At 63.2% G+C, this 15,406-nt stretch carries 18 protein-coding genes; 10 read left to right on the top strand and 8 right to left on the bottom strand.

What is annotated here, in order from left to right:
- Positions 1-3: 3 nt before the first annotated feature.
- The 3 genes from NKH90_RS29940 to NKH90_RS29930 form a co-directional block, all read right to left on the bottom strand.
- Positions 4-210, bottom strand: a complete 207-nt coding sequence (locus tag NKH90_RS29940; RefSeq protein WP_352453276.1) for a LacI family DNA-binding transcriptional regulator — start codon at positions 208-210, stop codon at positions 4-6.
- Between the two features lie 200 nt (positions 211-410).
- Positions 411-1,322 (bottom strand): myo-inosose-2 dehydratase, encoded by a 912-nt coding sequence (gene iolE / locus NKH90_RS29935; RefSeq protein ID WP_352822712.1) that lies wholly within the window; start codon positions 1,320-1,322, stop codon positions 411-413.
- Positions 1,323-1,441: 119 nt separating this feature from the next.
- On the bottom strand, positions 1,442-1,729 hold the full coding sequence (locus tag NKH90_RS29930; RefSeq protein WP_023675825.1) for a DUF3175 domain-containing protein: 288 nt from the start codon (positions 1,727-1,729) through the stop codon (positions 1,442-1,444).
- A 174-nt stretch (positions 1,730-1,903) separates the two neighbouring features.
- Between NKH90_RS29930 and NKH90_RS29925 the strand changes: the two genes are divergently transcribed.
- The 8 genes from NKH90_RS29925 to NKH90_RS29890 all read left to right on the top strand — a co-directional run bounded on the left by NKH90_RS29925 (position 1,904) and on the right by NKH90_RS29890 (position 10,383).
- Positions 1,904-3,136, top strand: a complete 1,233-nt coding sequence (locus NKH90_RS29925; protein WP_352822709.1) for an MFS transporter — start codon at positions 1,904-1,906, stop codon at positions 3,134-3,136.
- 169 nt (positions 3,137-3,305) lie between these two features.
- Positions 3,306-4,337: an HTH-type transcriptional regulator GntR gene (gene gntR, locus NKH90_RS29920; protein ID WP_352491069.1), complete on the top strand. Its 1,032-nt coding sequence runs from the start codon at positions 3,306-3,308 to the stop codon at positions 4,335-4,337.
- A gap of 110 nt (positions 4,338-4,447) precedes the next feature.
- Positions 4,448-4,618, top strand: a complete 171-nt coding sequence (locus NKH90_RS29915) for a hypothetical protein (protein ID WP_352750391.1) — start codon at positions 4,448-4,450, stop codon at positions 4,616-4,618.
- Between the two features lie 507 nt (positions 4,619-5,125).
- Positions 5,126-6,250, top strand: coding sequence for a sugar ABC transporter substrate-binding protein (locus NKH90_RS29910; RefSeq protein ID WP_352473506.1), 1,125 nt, complete (start codon positions 5,126-5,128; stop codon positions 6,248-6,250).
- An 80-nt stretch (positions 6,251-6,330) separates the two neighbouring features.
- Entirely contained in the window at positions 6,331-7,872 is a 1,542-nt protein-coding gene (locus tag NKH90_RS29905; protein WP_352456244.1) for a sugar ABC transporter ATP-binding protein, read from the top strand.
- Positions 7,869-8,849, top strand: a complete 981-nt coding sequence (locus NKH90_RS29900; protein ID WP_352465245.1) for an ABC transporter permease — start codon at positions 7,869-7,871, stop codon at positions 8,847-8,849. Before NKH90_RS29905 ends, NKH90_RS29900 begins: the two co-directional genes overlap by 4 nt.
- Entirely contained in the window at positions 8,846-9,832 is a 987-nt protein-coding gene (locus tag NKH90_RS29895; protein ID WP_352465244.1) for an ABC transporter permease, read from the top strand. Before NKH90_RS29900 ends, NKH90_RS29895 begins: the two co-directional genes overlap by 4 nt.
- A 5-nt stretch (positions 9,833-9,837) precedes the next feature.
- Positions 9,838-10,383: a gluconokinase gene (locus NKH90_RS29890; protein ID WP_352491071.1), complete on the top strand. Its 546-nt coding sequence runs from the start codon at positions 9,838-9,840 to the stop codon at positions 10,381-10,383.
- On the opposite strand, the gene NKH90_RS29885 is transcribed toward NKH90_RS29890, so the two are convergent.
- Together NKH90_RS29885 and NKH90_RS29880 are read right to left on the bottom strand one after the other, a co-directional pair.
- Positions 10,380-10,829, bottom strand: a complete 450-nt coding sequence (locus tag NKH90_RS29885; protein ID WP_006202816.1) for an RrF2 family transcriptional regulator — start codon at positions 10,827-10,829, stop codon at positions 10,380-10,382. The genes NKH90_RS29890 and NKH90_RS29885 overlap by 4 nt on opposite strands.
- Before the next feature lie 246 nt (positions 10,830-11,075).
- Positions 11,076-12,062 carry a sulfate ABC transporter substrate-binding protein gene (locus NKH90_RS29880; RefSeq protein WP_352473511.1) on the bottom strand — a complete coding sequence of 329 codons (987 nt, stop codon included), beginning with the start codon at positions 12,060-12,062 and terminating at the stop codon, positions 11,076-11,078.
- A gap of 284 nt (positions 12,063-12,346) precedes the next feature.
- Between NKH90_RS29880 and NKH90_RS29875 the strand changes: the two genes are divergently transcribed.
- Positions 12,347-12,619 carry an antitoxin gene (locus NKH90_RS29875; protein ID WP_352473543.1) on the top strand — a complete coding sequence of 91 codons (273 nt, stop codon included), beginning with the start codon at positions 12,347-12,349 and terminating at the stop codon, positions 12,617-12,619.
- Positions 12,619-13,017, top strand: a complete 399-nt coding sequence (locus tag NKH90_RS29870; protein WP_352473512.1) for a type II toxin-antitoxin system VapC family toxin — start codon at positions 12,619-12,621, stop codon at positions 13,015-13,017. The genes NKH90_RS29875 and NKH90_RS29870 overlap by 1 nt, the downstream gene beginning before the upstream one ends.
- A gap of 14 nt (positions 13,018-13,031) precedes the next feature.
- Here NKH90_RS29870 and NKH90_RS29865 read toward each other — a convergent pair whose 3' ends face one another.
- From NKH90_RS29865 to NKH90_RS29855, 3 genes are all read right to left on the bottom strand, one after another.
- On the bottom strand, positions 13,032-14,072 hold the full coding sequence (locus NKH90_RS29865) for a sulfate/molybdate ABC transporter ATP-binding protein (protein WP_352465240.1): 1,041 nt from the start codon (positions 14,070-14,072) through the stop codon (positions 13,032-13,034).
- Between the two features lie 131 nt (positions 14,073-14,203).
- On the bottom strand, positions 14,204-15,088 hold the full coding sequence (cysW, locus tag NKH90_RS29860) for a sulfate ABC transporter permease subunit CysW (protein WP_352822707.1): 885 nt from the start codon (positions 15,086-15,088) through the stop codon (positions 14,204-14,206).
- On the bottom strand, positions 15,081-15,406 hold a 326-nt coding region (locus NKH90_RS29855), incomplete at its 5' end, for an ABC transporter permease subunit (RefSeq protein WP_352822704.1). The genes NKH90_RS29855 and cysW, both read right to left, overlap by 8 nt.

Raw genomic sequence — 15,406 nt, 5'->3', positions numbered from 1 at the left:
GCACTATCCCCCGACGAACCGGGCGGCGCGGGCGATCTTTTCCTCGTTGAGCCGGCAGACGGTGTCGAGCACCAGCCGCCTGGTTTCGGGACGGATCTCGCGGCTGTTCTTCAGCGCGCGATGCACGGTGGCGGCGCCAAGTTCCGCCTTCTCGGCAATCTCGCGGATGGTGCAAAGCCGTTCCATGCCAAGCGCAGCTTCGAAAGCCATATCGCTCCTCCTCGGTTGCATCAAGGCACGGCTTCCGGTCGGCCTCAAGCTTGAAAGTCGGGGTTTGCAATCCAGAGCCGGGATTCTGCGATCCGCGCCGCGCAGGGAGCAAGGCGGCGCGGATCGCCGGGCGCTTTCGCGTCGCTAACCCCATCGCGGCGCGCGCTCATCGTGTCCCCCGGCTCGCAAATGCGGGCCGGTCAGTTTGCCTGCCGCGTCGCCACTTCGAAGCCGGCCTCGCGGGCGGTGGCGAGCAGCGAGAAATAGCCCTTGCTGGCATAGGTCAGCGGATGCGCCTTGGCCGGATCCTGCTCGGCCTCGACAACGAGCCAACCTTCATAGCCGCGCGCGGCGAGGGGCTTCAGCAATGACAGGAAATCGACCGAGCCGTCGCCGGGCACGGTAAAAATGCCGTCCATTACCGCCGCCATGAAGCTCATGTCCTCGCGGCGTGCCCGTTTCAGCATCGCCCTGCGAACATCCTTGCAATGGAAATGCACGATACGGTCGAGATGCCGTTGCAGCAGCGATTGCGGGTCGCCGCCCGAAAACAGGCAGTGGCCGGTATCGAACAAAAGGCCGACGCTTCGGCCCGTCGCCGCCATCAGCCTGTCGACTTCATCGTCCGTCTCGACGATGGTGCCCATGTGGTGGTGGAAGGCCATGCCGACCCCGAATGCGGCCATGCGGTCGGCGAGGGCGGTCAGTTTCTCGCCATAGGACGGCCAGTCCCTGTCGGCGAGGCGCGGACGCTCGGAGATCGGTGCGAAAATGCCGTCATGGCGACCGCGCGAGGTGTCGGCGTAGACGACGATCCTGGCGCCAAGGTCGCGCAACAGCTGAAGATGTGGGGTGATCGCCGCGAATTCCTCGTCGACCGTGCGGTCGAGAATGCGGCCATCATACCAGCCGGAGACGAGTTCCAGGCCATAGGAAGACAGGAGCGGCCCAAGCACTTCAGCCTGGCGCGGAAATTTGCCGCCGAGTTCGGTGCCGCGGTAGCCGGCCAGCGCCGTTTCCGACAGGCAGGTCTCCAAGGACGTATCCCCGCCAAGCGCCGGAACGTCGTCATTGCTCCAGGTGATGGGATTGATGCCGATCGTGACCGTCATGACGCCAGGCTTTTGCGGGCTTGGGAATACAAGCCGAGCCTGCAGACTGGCGACAAAGAGGCCCTGTCACTAGGTCCAGTTCAGCCGAATTTGGCAGAACCAATTAATGGAGACCGACCCTAATCTTCCTTTGGGCGGCCAAAAAGGGCGCGCAGCTCGTCTTTGGCGTCCTCCAGCACTTTCTTCTGCGCCGCCGGCAGGTTCTTGCCGGCGCGGTTGATGTAGAAATTCAGCATCGACATGGCGGATTGAAACGGCCCTGCCTTGCGTCGGTCGCTGTGCTCGGCCGATCGCTTCAAAGAGGCGGCGATCTTCTTGGGATCGTGGGATTCGAAGATGTGTTCCTCGAGGTCCAGCGCGTCGCTGTGCTCGGTGACGTCGGCGGACCATTTCCGTTGCGCGGTCATGGCAAACTCCTTCCACTAGGTCGTTGCCGGAAAACGCCTTATGGCGCACCCCTGTTCCACTTCGGCCCGAATCCCTGGAGCCACGGATTTGCCTGTCGTGGCGCTGCTCGGCGATGCGAATGCGCCGATAGTGGTCAGAACCGCCGATTCAAGAACTGCGGACAGGAAACGCTCTTGACCCCAATCGTCTCAAGCCAGGCAGGAAGTTCCGGCATCGACAGTGCCTATGCCTGGATACGGCTGGGCATCTCGATGCTGCTGGCAACGATCGGCGGGGTCGGCATGTGGGCGGTGGTCGTGGTGCTGCCTGCCGTGCAGGCAGAATTCGGCGTCGACCGCGCCGCTGCCTCGATGCCCTACACCGCGACCATGGTCGGCTTTGCCGCCGGTAATGTGCTGTTCGGCCGCGCCATCGACCGCATGGGGTATTGGATCCCGGCGCTGATTGCCGCGATTACACTTGGCGCCGGCTTCCTGCTGGCGTCGCTGACCAGTTCGATCCTGCAGTTCACCCTCGTCCAGGGCCTGTTGATCGGCGTTGGCTCGTCGGCGATCTTCGGGCCGCTGATCGCCGACATCTCGCACTGGTTCAACCGGCGCCGCGGCGTCGCGGTGACTGCTGCCGCATCAGGCAACTATCTCGCCGGAGCGATCTGGCCGACGGCGATGCCCTATGTCATGCAGGCGCAAGGCTGGCGCTTCACCTATGCCGCGATCGGCGCCGTCTGCCTGGTCACCATGGTGCCCTTGATCCTGCTGCTCCGGCGCGGCGCACCGCCCCAGGCGGCTCCGGGATCGCCGGGCAGCCGCGTGGTCCAGCCGATCTCCCTGTCGCCGGCGGCCTTGCAGGCGCTGCTCATCGTGGCCGGGCTCGGCTGCTGCGTGGCGATGTCGATGCCGCAAGTCCATATCGTCGCCTATTGCATGGATCTCGGCTACGGCGTGGCGCATGGCGCCGATATGCTGTCGATCATGCTGGCGGCGGGCGTCGTCAGCCGGCTAGGCTCGGGCTTCCTTGCCGATCGCATCGGCGGCGTGAAAACCCTGCTGATCGGTTCGATGCTGCAATGCCTGTCGCTGTTGTTCTATATCCCGTTCGACGGGCTTGCCTCGCTCTATGTCGTCTCGCTGGTCTTCGGCCTGTCGCAGGGCGGCATCGTGCCCTGTTATGCGATCATCGTGCGCGAATATATGCCAGCCAAGGAGGCTGGCCAGCGCGTCGGCATCGTCATGATGGCGACCATCTTCGGCATGGCGATCGGCGGCTGGATGTCGGGCTGGATTTACGATCTGACCGGCTCCTATGCCGCCGCGTTCCTCAACGGCATTGCCTGGAACCTTCTGAATATTTTGGCCATGGTGCTGCTGCTGTGGAAGGCCCGGCGCAGCGCTGCTGTGGCGGCCTGAAGCACAGCGGTACGGATACAGTCTCTCCGCCGTCGCTTGACAATAGCCGAAGGCTGCGCGACGCCAGACAAGGTGTGGCAACGGGCCAGGTTGGCAAGGCAGCAGTGGCAAAGACCCTGAACATCGTCTCACGGTCGCGTCTGGGCGGTTGCCCGGCCTCGGGACCAGTATGGTGATCAAGCCGCGCACGCGCCGCGGCGGCGGCCGCCCGACCATCGCCGATGTCGCCCGCAAGGCCGGCGTCGGCGCCATTACCGTATCGCGCGCCCTGCGCGAGCCGGGGCGTGTCTCGGAAGATCTGCGCCGCCAGATCGAGTCGGCCGTGAACGAGCTCGGCTATGTGCCCGACCCGAATGCGCGGGCGCTGGCTTCGGCGCGCGCCGAGGTCTTTGGCGTTCTGGTGCCGTCGCTTACCAACAACGTCTTTGCCGAAGTGGTGCGCGGCATCTACGACAGCCTGTCGGACGGCCCTTTCCGGATCCAGCTTGGCAACACCCACTATTCCGGCCTCGAGGAAGAGCGGCTGCTGCAGGTGTTTGGCCCGCAACGCCCGGCGGCGCTGATCGTGGCCGGCATCGACCAGACGCCGGCCTCGCGAAAACTGCTGGAAACGGCGGGCTGTCCGGTGGTGCAGGTGATGGAGACCGGGCCCGATCCGGTCGACATGATGGTTGGTTTCTCACATTTCGAGGGCGGCAGGGCGGCTGCGGAACATCTGATCGAGGCAGGCTATCGCCGGATAGGCTTCATCGGCGCGCGCATGGATCCGCGTTCGCAGCGGCGCTTGGCCGGCTATCGCGCGGCGATGGAGGCGGCCGGCCTGTTCGATGCGCGGCTTACCACCACCACGCCGGTGCCCTCCAGCGTCACCCTCGGCCGCGAATTGTTCCGCGACGCGCTGGCCAAGGTGCCGAGCCTCGACGGCGTGTTCTGCAACAATGACGATATAGCACTCGGGGTGCTGTTCGAATGCCACCGCGCTTCGATCGCCGTACCGAAGACGATCGGCATCGTCGGCTTCAACGATCTCGACATGATGGAGGTGGCTTTTCCGTCGGTCACCAGCGTTCGGACGTATCGCTACGAGATCGGCCGGCGGGCGGTCGCCATGGCGCTTGCGGCGATCGAAGGCAACAGGCCGGAACAGCGGGTCGTCGACCTCGGCTTCGAACTCAAGCGGCGTGAAAGCACGGCGCGCTGAAAGCTCGAAAAAAGGGTCCGGCGATCCGGTAGTATTCGAGCACCATCGCGATGCGCCGGAGGTGTTCGAGGAACTGAGTAGGTCTCGGACACCTACGCAGGCCAGGGTCCATGAACATCTGGGCGACTTCCTATGGGAAAATCCGGAGGCCGAACCGCTTCATTGAGGCGCATGGTTCTCCAGACGGCAAGGTCGTTCTTGGCCCAGTTCTCCACAATCTGGCGGTCTTCATCGGAAAGAAGGAGCGCAAGGCTCGCCAGTACATCGAATACGCCAGCTGAGTAGCCACGGCGGTACATGTGTTCCAGTTTTGGATCAATATGTCCTTCCATCATTGGCTCCCCACATCCAGCGTTGTTCTGCGCAAAGCGACGAAACAGTAATGCGTTTCATAGACGCTGTCGCCGTTTTGGATGCAACGGATCGACGGGTGGCGCAGGTGTCGTCGCGACCTCGGCTTCGAACTCAAGCGGCGTGAAAGCACGGCACGCTGAAGCGCGCTTCAACGCAATGGCGCTTTACACTACGTCATGGTAGCGCTACCAGTTATCGCCGGGCAGTACTTCGCTCAGAGGATGGGGCTGTTTATTATACATAAGCGACAGCTCATGCTTGTTTATTATGTATAATATGATAGTTTTTGCGGGACTAGCCGGGCAGCAAAGGAGGGGATCGGGTCGGCATTCGGCCACCTGAACGCGCGACGGGTACGGCGGGAGGTGCCGGGCCGGAAAAGCGCAAATTCATCGGCGTAACAACAAACAAAACTGCAACTGGGAGGAATATCGATGATCAAGTCACTCGTTGGCGGTATCGTTGCCGCCACTGCTTTCGTCATGCTGAGCTCGTCGGCGATCGCCGATCCTGAAATCGTCAAGGGGCCATCGGCCGAGCCTGACTGCTTCGCGCCCTGGTCGGCCGATACGCAGTTCTTCAAGTTCCCCAAGAAAGACGGCCCGTACCGCATCGCTCTGGCCAACGGCTATATCGCCAACACATGGCGCATCCAGATGGTGCAGACGGCAAAGGCCTATGCAGCGCAGCCGGACGTCGCGGCCAAGCTCAAGGAATTCAAGGTGGTCTCGACCGGCGAAGACGTGCCGGCGCAGATTTCGGCGATCAACAATTTCATCGATTCCGGCTATGACGCGATTGTCGTCAACGCCCAGAACCCGACCGCATTCGGTCCTGTCATCAAGCGGGCCAAGGAAGCCGGCGTGGTGCTGGTCGCCTTCGACAACATCCTCGACACCAAGGATGCCATCAATGTCAATGTCGACCAGAAAGGCCTTGGCGAATTATGGGGCAACTGGCTGGTCAAGCACGTGCCGAACGGCGGCAAGGTGCTGGAAGTGCGCGGCGTAGCCGGCACGTCCGTCGATACCGACCGCCATAACGGCATCCACGAGGTTCTCGACGCTTCCGGCAAGAAATGGGATGTCACCGAGGTCGTCGGCAAGTGGGATGACGGCGTTGCGCAAAAGGCTACGGCCGATGCCATTGCCACCAACGGCCCCTTCGACGGCATTACCGGACAGGGCGGCGATACCGGCATCGTGCAGGCGATGATCGATGCCAAGCATCCGTTCGTGCCGTTCGGTGGCGAGACGGAGAACGGCTTCCGCAAATTCTGCGCCAAGTTCGCCGCTGACGGCCTGAAATGCTCGTCGGCCGGCACCGGCCCGGCGCAGGTCGCGGTTGCCATCAAGACGGCGATTGCAGCACTTGAAGGCCAGGTCGTGCCGCAAGCGGTCAAGCTGCCGCTGGCGATCGTCGAGGATCCGAACTTCAAGGCAGGCCAGGACTACTTCCCCGACCAATCCGACAATTTCTTCGTCGGCAATTCCTTCCCGACCTGCGGCATCAATTTCACGGCGCAGGAAATCATGGGCCAGAGCAAGGAAAACCAGTAAACTCCGACAGCCCGACGCCGCGGGAGATCCCGCGGCGTCGGCGCTCGACATCCTGATTGCCAAGCGCCTGGGGAGGGCCGATGGACGGTGCGGTTCCGCTCTTCCGCATGGAAGGCATATCCAAGCGCTATGGCGGCGTGCGCGCGCTGGAGAAGGCCGAACTGTCGGTCACTCCAGGCAGCATCCACGCCATTCTCGGCGAGAACGGCGCCGGCAAATCGACGCTGATCAAGGTCATGGCGGGGGTCGTCGCGCCCGACGAGGGCCGCATGATGCTGGACGGAAGCGAAGTTACCTTCGCTTCGCCGGCCGCTGCCAACCAGGCCGGCATCGTCTGCATCTTCCAGGAACTGTCGCTCGTCCCCGAACTCAGCGTTGCCGACAACATCGTCATTTCCGATCCGCCGAAGCGTTTCGGCATGATCGACCGCAAGGCGCAGCGCCGCATCGCCGAAGAAGCCCTGGCTCGCGCCGGCGCTTCCGATATCCATCCGCTGGCGCTGGTCAAGGATCTTCCCCTTTCAAGAAGGCAGATGGTCGAGATCGCCAAGGCACTGGCGCGCAAGCCACGCATCCTGATCCTCGACGAGGCGACCTCGGCGCTGACCGCGGCCGACGTCGCCAGAGTTTTCGCCGTGTTGAAGCGGCTGCGTTCGGAAGGGCTGGCGCTGCTCTATATATCGCACCGCATGAACGAGATCGCCGAGTTGGCCGACCAGTGCACGGTGTTCCGCAATGGCCGCAATGTCGCCAGCTACGCGGCCGGTACAAAAAGCGACAACGAGGTCGTCGAACTGATGATCGGGCGCGAATACAGCCACATCTTTCCGCCCAAGCCCGCGCGGGCGGCTGCCGCAGCCACGCCGGTTCTGGAGGCGCGCAGCCTGTCCTGGACGGATCGGCTGCACGATGTCTCGCTATCGGTCGGGGCGGGCGAGGTGGTCGGGCTTGGCGGCCTCGACGGCCAAGGCCAGCGCGAATTGCTGCTCGCCTTCTTCGGTGTGCTGCGTGGCCTGTCGGGCCAGATCCTGATCGACGGCAGGCCGGTGGCGATCGCCAGCCCGGCCGCGGCGCGCGATGACCGGATCGGCATGGCGCTGATCCCGGAGGACCGCAAGACCGAGGGGCTGATGCTGCCGATGACGGTGCGCGAAAACCTCTCATTCGCTGCCCTCGACCGGCTGTCCAGGGCCGGCATCATCGATCGCGCCGCCGAGCAGCGGCTGATCGACGATATGGTGGGTCTCCTGGCGATCAAGACCGCCGGCCTCGACATTCCGGTCGGCGCGCTATCCGGTGGCAACCAGCAGAAGGTCGTCATCGCCAAATGGCTGATGCGGCAGCCGCGCATCATCCTGCTCAACGATCCGACGCGCGGCATCGATGTCGGCACCAAGCAGGAGCTTTACCAGTTGATGCGCAAGCTTGCCGACCAGGGTGCGGCGATCCTCTTCTATTCGACCGACTATGACGAGCTGATCGGCTGCTGCGACCGCGTGCTGGTGCTCTATGACGGCGCGGTCAAGCGCGAACTGGTCGGCGCCGAAATCACCGAGCGGGCGCTGATCGCCAGCGCGCTCAACATTCACGAAGAGATGCCAAAGCAAGGAGCGGACGCGTGAAGGATTGGCGCTACTGGCTTGCCGAACAGCGCGGAACGCTACTGGCGTTCGGCATCTTCGTCGTCATGTTCGTCATCTACACCTCGAACCATCCGGCGGGCTTCACCGCCAACGTCGTGCAGACGGCCTCGAACAAGGGCGTGCTGCTCGCCTTCGTCGCCATGGCGCAAACGCTGGTGGTGATCACCGCCGGCATCGATCTCTCGGTCGGGATGATCTTCACCCTGACCAACTGCCTGGCGTCGTGGCTGGTCGTCGGCACCGGCATCGAGACCGCCGTCGGCGTCATCGCCGTGCTCGGCACCGGGCTGCTGTGCGGGGCAATCAACGGCGCCATCGTCATCTATGGACGCCTGCAGCCGATCGTCGCCACTATCGCCACCGGTGCGGTCTATTTCGGCATTGCGCTGCTGCTTCGGCCGTTTCCGGGCGGCTCGGTCAATGAAGGGCTCGCCGATGCGCTGACCGGGCGCCTGTTTGGTATTGTGCCGGCGAGCCTGGTGGCGCTGCTGGCGGTCGTGCTTGTCGTCTGGGTGCCGTTCAGCCGGTCGGTGCTCGGCCGCGCCGCCTATGCGGCCGGCTCCTCGGAGATGGCGGCCTACATGTCCGGCGTGCCGATCCGGCGTGGAAAGTTCGCCGCCTATGCGCTTGCCGGTCTGCTTGCCGCGATCGGCGGGCTGTTCCTGACGTTCTTCACCTATACCGGTGATGCGGCCTATGCCAGCGGCAACGCCTATACGCTGTTTTCGATTGCCGCGGTCGTGCTTGGCGGCGTGTCGCTGTTCGGCGGCAAGGGCAGCGCCATCGGCGCGATCTTCGGCGCGCTTGCCTTCCGCACCATCGGCGACCTGCTGTTCGTCTTCGATTTCGATCCGCTCTGGCAGCCCCTGTTCCAGGGCGTCATTCTGCTGATCGCGGTCAGCCTCGGCGCCTTCGCCCTGTTTCGGGTCCGCAACCGGCTGGAGTGGTTCCTGTGAGCGAAACGACTGTGAGTGGTCTCGCCGGCCGCATGCCGAAATTCCTCCGCCGCGCCGACCCGGCGGTGCTGACGGCGTTCGCCTGTATCGTGCTGCTGCTGTTCCTCGGCAGCCTCTATTCGCGCAGCTTCCTGTCGCCTGAATACCTTTTGCAGCAGCTCAAGGTGGCGTCGTTTCTCGGCGTCATCGCGACCGGCATGATGCTGGTCATCCTGCTCGGCCAGATCGACCTGTCGGTGCCCTGGTCGGTGGCGGCCGGCGCGATGATGGCCTGTGCCGCGGCCGCATACGGCCCGGTCGGCGTGGCGCTTGCCATTCCGTTCGGCATCTTCTGCGGTGTTCTGATCGGCATCGTCAACGGCATCGGCGTCGCCTATCTGCGCATTCCCTCGATGATCATCACGCTTGCCACCAACGCCGTCGCGCAGGGGCTGATGGTGGTCTACACGGGCGGTTTCTCGCCGCAGGATTCGGCGACCGGTGCGATGCGCTATCTGGCGACCGGCTTTGCCGTTCCTGCCGTGCCCAACGCCGTCCTCATCTGGGCGCTGATCGGCGCCGCAATGGTGTTCGTGCTGACCCGCACCGGCTTCGGCCGCACCGTCTATGGCATCGGCAATCGCGAGCGCGCAGCCTATCTTTCCGGCATCGATACAAGGCGCGTAGTGATGATCGCCTTTGCGGTTTCGGGCGGGCTCTCCGCCTTCGGCGGCGTGCTGTTGGCCGGCTATGCCTCCAAGGCGGCACAGTCGATGGGCGATGCCTATCTGCTGCCGTCGATCGCCGCGGTGGTGCTCGGCGGCACCTCGATCCTCGGCGGGCGCGGCTCCTATCTCGGCACCGTCGCCGGGGTAATCCTGATCACGCTTCTGCAGTCAATTCTCTCTGTCATGCAGATGCCGGAGGCGGGACGGCAGATCATCTACGGCGTCGTCATCGTCGCCATGCTGCTGCTCTATGGCCGCGCGCCGGCAAGCCGCTGACCTGCATGACCGGTAAAGACGTGGCATATAAGCCGGCGAGCACTGTTCGAACGGTACCCGCCATCGTGGTGATGGGCGTTGCCGGTTGCGGCAAGTCGGTTGTCGGCGAAGCGCTTGCAGCGGCATTGGGCGCCGTCTTTATCGAAGGCGACAGGCTGCATCCGCCCGAAAACGTCGCACGCATGGCGAGCGGCCAGCCGCTCACCGACGCGCTGCGCGAAGGCTGGCTCGACGCGATCGGCCAGCGGATGGCCGCGTCGGTCGCAAGCGGGCAAGGTGTGGTCGCCGCCTGCTCGGCGCTGAAGCGCAGCTACCGCGATCGCCTGCGCGGCTTTTGCCCGGATATCGTTTTCGTTTACCTGGAGATCGACCCGGCAACAGCAAAACAGCGCGTCGGCAATCGCAAGGGTCATTTCATGCCGGCAAGCCTGGTCGACAGCCAGTTCGCCACGCTCGAGGCGCCAGCGGCGGACGAGGCGGCAATGGCCTTGGATGGCACCCGTCCGGTCGCCGACACCGTCGCGACTGCCTTGAGCCTGCTCGCGCGCTAGATTTGCGACGTCAGTTCGACTGGGAAATCGTCATTGTCGGCGTCGCGCATGGCCGCGAGGCTGCGGTTGTCCAGCACCTCGGCGATCGCCTGCCGGACCTCCAGCATCATGTGCCGGACCTGGCAGGTCGCCTCGTCGCAATCCTCGCAGCGCTGGTATTGGGTGCGGCTGGCGCAAGGGATCGGCGCCAGCGGCCCGTCGAGGACACGCACGACATGGCCGATCTTGATCTCGGAAGCCGGCCGGGCAAGGCGGTAACCGCCTTCCTTGCCCTTGCGGCTCTGGACGAAGCCGGCGTTGCGCAACTCGCCCAGGATGGCATCCAGGAATTTCTTGGGGATGTTATTGGCGACCGCAATGTCGTTGACGAATGCGAGCTGGCCGACCGGCAGGCCCGACAGATGCACGAGGGCCTTGAGGCCGTATTTGCCTTTTTTGGTAAGCATGCCCCGAGTCAACCCATGAAGCCCCAACCACCTGCGTCTGGCGGCTGTTTGTGTGCAAATCATGACGGTTTGATCACGCGAAGCCGTTCGCGAAAACAAGCCGTCCGTTCTCACGGTAGGCACAAACGCGTTGATTCTTTGTAACGTTTTGGACGGAATGCGCCTGGAAAGTGCCAGAATCACCTTTCGCAGCGCGAAAGCAAAGAAGCCGGCAAAGCCGGCTTCTGTCAAAATTGGAACATCGCCTCAGCGGCTGCCATAAGTCTGGTCGAGCAGGCCGCCCGCTGCAAAGTGCTCGGCCTGGACCTTGGCCCAGCCGCCGAAGACCTCCTCCACCGTCAGCAGGCGGACATCGGGAAACTCAGCCTTATATTTGGCGGCGACCGCCGCGTCCCGGGCCCGCAGGCCGTTGCGGGCGGCGATGTCCTGGCCCTCCGGTGTATAGAGGAAGTCGAGATAGGTCTTGGCGAGATCGCGCGTGCCATGCTCGTCTGCAACCGTGTCGACGATCGCCACCGGAAATTCCGCCAACAGGCTGACCGAAGGCGTTACCTGCTCGAACTTGTCCTCGCCATACTCCTTGCGGACGCCGCGCGTTTCCGACTCGAAGGTGATGAGTACGTCGCCGATTTCGCGCTGCACGAAAGTGGTGGTCGCGGCGCGCCCGCCGCTGTCGAACACCGGCACGTTGTTGAACAGCTTTGTCACGAACTCCTTCACCTTGGCATCGTCGCCCTTGAAGGCTTCCTTGGCGTAGGCGGTGGCCGCGAGATAGGTGTAGCGCGCATTGCCCGATGTTTTCGGATTGGGGAAGATCACCTGGACGTCGTCGCGCACGAGATCGTTCCAATCCTTGATGTGCTTCGGATTGCCGGCGCGCACCAGGAAGGAGGGCAGCGAATAGAAAGGCGAGGCGTTGTCCGGAAAGTCCTTCTGCCAGTCGGCGGAGATGAGGCCCTTCTTGACCAGGAAGTCGATGTCGATGACCTGGTTGAACGTGACCACGTCGGCGCCGAGGCCTTCGGCGATGGCGCGTGCTTGTGCCGAGGTTCCGGCATGCGACTGATCGATGGTGACGCCGGGGTGGCCGGCGACGAACGCCTTGTTGACCTGCGCAAACAGTTCGCGCCCGACATCATAGGAAGCATTGAGCAATTTGTCAGCCGACCAGGCTTGGGAGGATGCGAGGAAGAGGCCGGCCAACGTGGCGATGCCAAGCAAAAATCGCTTCATGAAAACAGGCTCCAATGCCATGAGCTTAATGCCGGACCATAGCGGCAAGGCATCGTGCGCGACGAGGCACGCAGAGCGGCCGCTCCACGTTGTCGATAGAAGAAATATTCCCGCTGTGGGCGATTTCTGGTTTTTTCTTTCAAGCAGAGTCTCAGGACAGCTTGGCAGCGGCGCCGATGCCGTCGGCGTGCACGATGGTTCCCGGCCGGCCAATGCGGTGCAAGGCGATTGCATCGCCGCCCTGTCTGGCATATGCAAATAGTATATACAAGGGAGCTGTTGTCATGTCTCAACACCGCCATTCAACAACCCCGCCGAAGGAGGCGAAGCTGTTTCGTAACAATCGCAGCCAGGCGGTGCGCATTCCCGTCGAGTTCGAACTTCCCGGCGAAAAGGTCTTGATCAGCCGTGAAGGCGACCGCCTGATCATCGAGCCGGTCCGCAAACCTGGCCTCACCGCACTGCTCGCGCAATGGGCGAAAGAGCCGCCGCCCGGTGCCGAGGAAGACTTTCCCGAAGTCGAGGATATGCCTGTCAAATCCGAGGAATTTTTTTGATGCGGTTCATGCTGGACACGAACATTGTCAGCGACATGATCCGAAATCCGGCCGGGAAAGCCGCAAGCGCTGTCCTGCGCGTGGGAGACGCCGCCGTGTGTACCAGCATCGTGGTCGCGTCGGAACTGCGATATGGCTGCGTCAAGAAAAGATCAGCCAAGTTGCACAAGAAGGTCGAGGAATTGCTGGCTGAGATTCCCGTCGTGCCGCTCGATGTGCCGGTGGATGCCGAGTACGGCGCGATTCGCGCAGAACTGGAAGGCAGGGGCCAGACCATCGGCCAGAATGACCTTTTTATTGCTGCCCACGCCCGTGCGCTTGGAACTACCCTGGTGACCGCCAACACCGGGGAGTTCAACCGGATCAAAGGCCTGAAGGTCGAGAACTGGCTGGTGTAGCGCCTGATAGAGGATCAAGCAGCCGGAAAAAGCTTCCAGCGCCGCGGCCTGAAAGCCACGCGACTTTTCTGCGCCGCCGGATGATCGACGGGCAATTCGATCTCGACCCGCTGACGTTCGCCGCCGATTTCGAGCTCGACCCGCCTGGTGCCGGCGACGCGGCGGCTGGCGGCGACGGTGCCGGCGATGCAGCCGTTGCATTCTTCCACCAGATCGACGTCGTGCGGGCGAAAGAACAGCGTCGCTTCGCCTTGCGGTGCGTGCGGCGCGGAAAGCCCGATCGGCCGGTCGGCGATCCAGACTTGGCCGTCCTCGACCTTGACCGGAAGCGAACTCGATTCGCCGATGAAGCCGTAGACGAAGGGAGAGTTCGGCGTGTCGTAGATCTCGTCGGCGGTGCCGACCTGCTCGATGCGGCCCTGGCTCATCACCACGACACGGTCGGCAAGCTCCAGTGCCTCTTCCTGGTCATGGGTGACGAAGACCGTGGTGTGACCGGTGGCGTCGTGGATGTCGCGCAGCCAGCGGCGCAGTTCGCGGCGCACCTGCGCATCGAGCGCGCCGAACGGCTCGTCGAGCAGAAGCACGGCCGGTTCGATCGCCATGGCGCGGGCCAGCGCCACGCGCTGGCGCTGGCCGCCCGAAAGCTGTGCCGGATAGCGTTTTTCCAGACCGGAAAGCTGAACGAGGTTGAGGAGTTCCGAGGCGCGGCGTCGGATTTCCTTCGCCGACGGGCGTGACGGCCCGTGCCGGACCTTGAGTCCGAAGCCAATATTGTCGGCGACCGTCATATGGCGAAACAGCGCGTAGTGCTGGAAGACGAAGCCGACATTGCGCTCCTGAATCGACTTTTGGGAGGCATCCTCTTCGCCGAAGAAGATCTTTCCGCGGGTCGGCCGCTCCAATCCGGCAATCAGCCTGAGCAGCGTCGTCTTGCCGGAACCGGACGGTCCCAGCAGGGCGATCAGTTCTCCCGACTTGATGTCGAGCGAAACGTCGTGGAGGGCCGGAAACCGCTCAAACTCCTTGCGCACGTTGGCAACGCGAACTTCCATGCAAATCCCTTTTGTAGTTGATGCATGCCGTTATCCCAAAACCGGTTCCCACTTTTGGGCGACATCAAATCTTTGTTTTATGCATGTCGTTGTCCAAAAACCGCTACACACTTTTGGGCGACATGCATTTGTCAGTGTCCGCGCGTCGCGGCGATCTCGGCGCCGTAGCGCATCTCGAGAAGTGTTTTCAAGACCAGCGTGACGAGCGCCAGGCCGGCAAGCAGCGAAGCGACGGCAAAAGCGGCGGCGGCATTGTACTCGTTATAAAGGATTTCGACATGCAGCGGCATGGTGTTGGTCAGCCCGCGTATGTGGCCCGACACGACCGAGACGGCGCCGAACTCACCCATCGCGCGGGCATTGCACAACAGCACGCCGTAGAGCAATCCCCATTTGACGTTGGGCAACGTCACGTACCAGAACGCCTGCCAGCCATTGGCCCCGAGCGACAGGGCAGCCTCCTCGTCGCCATTGCCCTGTTCCTGCATCAGCGGGATCAATTCGCGGGCGACGAAGGGGAAGGTGACGAAGACGGTGGCCAGCACGATGCCCGGCACGGCAAACAGGATGACGATGCCATGCGCTTTCAGCCAGGCGCCGAGCAGGCCTTGCGCGCCGAACAAGAGCACGTAGACAAGCCCCGAAATGACCGGCGAGACGGAAAAGGGCAGGTCGATGAGTGTGGTCAGGAACGCCTTGCCCTTGAACTCGAACTTGGCGATCGCCCAGGCGGCGGAAATGCCGAAGACGATGTTGAGCGGCACCGAGATCGCCGCGACCAGAAGCGTCAGGCGGATCGCCGAGCGCGTATCCGGTTCGCCTAGCGCCTGTGTATAGGACTCGATGCCCTTGGCGAAAGCTTCCTTGAAGACGATGATCAGCGGCAAGAGCAGGAAGATGGCGAGGAACGCAAACGTTACCGCCATCAGCACGGCTTGCGCAGGGCGGCTTTCGGTTACCGCCGCCGAGCGGCTTTCGTGGTGAGGCGCGTAGGATTTGATCTCCGGATCAGCCATAGCGCTTGCGGCTCCAGGTCTGCACCAGGTTGATGACCAGCAGCATCACGAAGGACAGCGCCAGCATGATCGCCGCGATCGCGGTCGCCGCGGCATAATTATATTCCTCGAGCCGGATGACGATCAGAAGCGGTGCGATCTCGGATTTGTAGGGCAGGTTGCCGGCGATGAAGATAACCGAGCCGTACTCGCCGACGCCGCGCGCGAAGGCCAGCGCGAAACCGGTGACGATGGCCGGTGCCAGTCCGGGAAGCAGAACACGGCTGATGATCTGGAAGCGATTGGCGCCGAGCGTGGCGGCCACTTCCTCTACCTCTT

Source organism: Mesorhizobium sp. M0898, from assembly GCF_040319695.1.
Taxonomy (GTDB): Bacteria; Pseudomonadota; Alphaproteobacteria; order Rhizobiales; family Rhizobiaceae; genus Mesorhizobium.
Note: the sequence above shows the minus strand (reverse complement) of the source record. Positions and strands in the feature narration are given on the sequence as shown.

Coding starts and splice junctions, on each gene's coding strand:
- NKH90_RS29940 (WP_352453276.1), bottom strand. CDS start 210: ATGGCTTTCGAAGCTGCGCTTGGCATGGAACGGCTTTGCACCATCCGC.
- iolE (WP_352822712.1), bottom strand. CDS start 1,322: ATGACGGTCACGATCGGCATCAATCCCATCACCTGGAGCAATGACGAC.
- NKH90_RS29930 (WP_023675825.1), bottom strand. CDS start 1,729: ATGACCGCGCAACGGAAATGGTCCGCCGACGTCACCGAGCACAGCGAC.
- gntR (WP_352491069.1), top strand. CDS start 3,306: ATGGTGATCAAGCCGCGCACGCGCCGCGGCGGCGGCCGCCCGACCATC.
- NKH90_RS29915 (WP_352750391.1), top strand. CDS start 4,448: ATGAACATCTGGGCGACTTCCTATGGGAAAATCCGGAGGCCGAACCGC.
- NKH90_RS29910 (WP_352473506.1), top strand. CDS start 5,126: ATGATCAAGTCACTCGTTGGCGGTATCGTTGCCGCCACTGCTTTCGTC.
- NKH90_RS29905 (WP_352456244.1), top strand. CDS start 6,331: ATGGACGGTGCGGTTCCGCTCTTCCGCATGGAAGGCATATCCAAGCGC.
- NKH90_RS29890 (WP_352491071.1), top strand. CDS start 9,838: ATGACCGGTAAAGACGTGGCATATAAGCCGGCGAGCACTGTTCGAACG.
- NKH90_RS29885 (WP_006202816.1), bottom strand. CDS start 10,829: ATGCTTACCAAAAAAGGCAAATACGGCCTCAAGGCCCTCGTGCATCTG.
- NKH90_RS29880 (WP_352473511.1), bottom strand. CDS start 12,062: ATGAAGCGATTTTTGCTTGGCATCGCCACGTTGGCCGGCCTCTTCCTC.
- NKH90_RS29875 (WP_352473543.1), top strand. CDS start 12,347: ATGTCTCAACACCGCCATTCAACAACCCCGCCGAAGGAGGCGAAGCTG.
- NKH90_RS29870 (WP_352473512.1), top strand. CDS start 12,619: ATGCGGTTCATGCTGGACACGAACATTGTCAGCGACATGATCCGAAAT.
- NKH90_RS29865 (WP_352465240.1), bottom strand. CDS start 14,072: ATGGAAGTTCGCGTTGCCAACGTGCGCAAGGAGTTTGAGCGGTTTCCG.
- cysW (WP_352822707.1), bottom strand. CDS start 15,088: ATGGCTGATCCGGAGATCAAATCCTACGCGCCTCACCACGAAAGCCGC.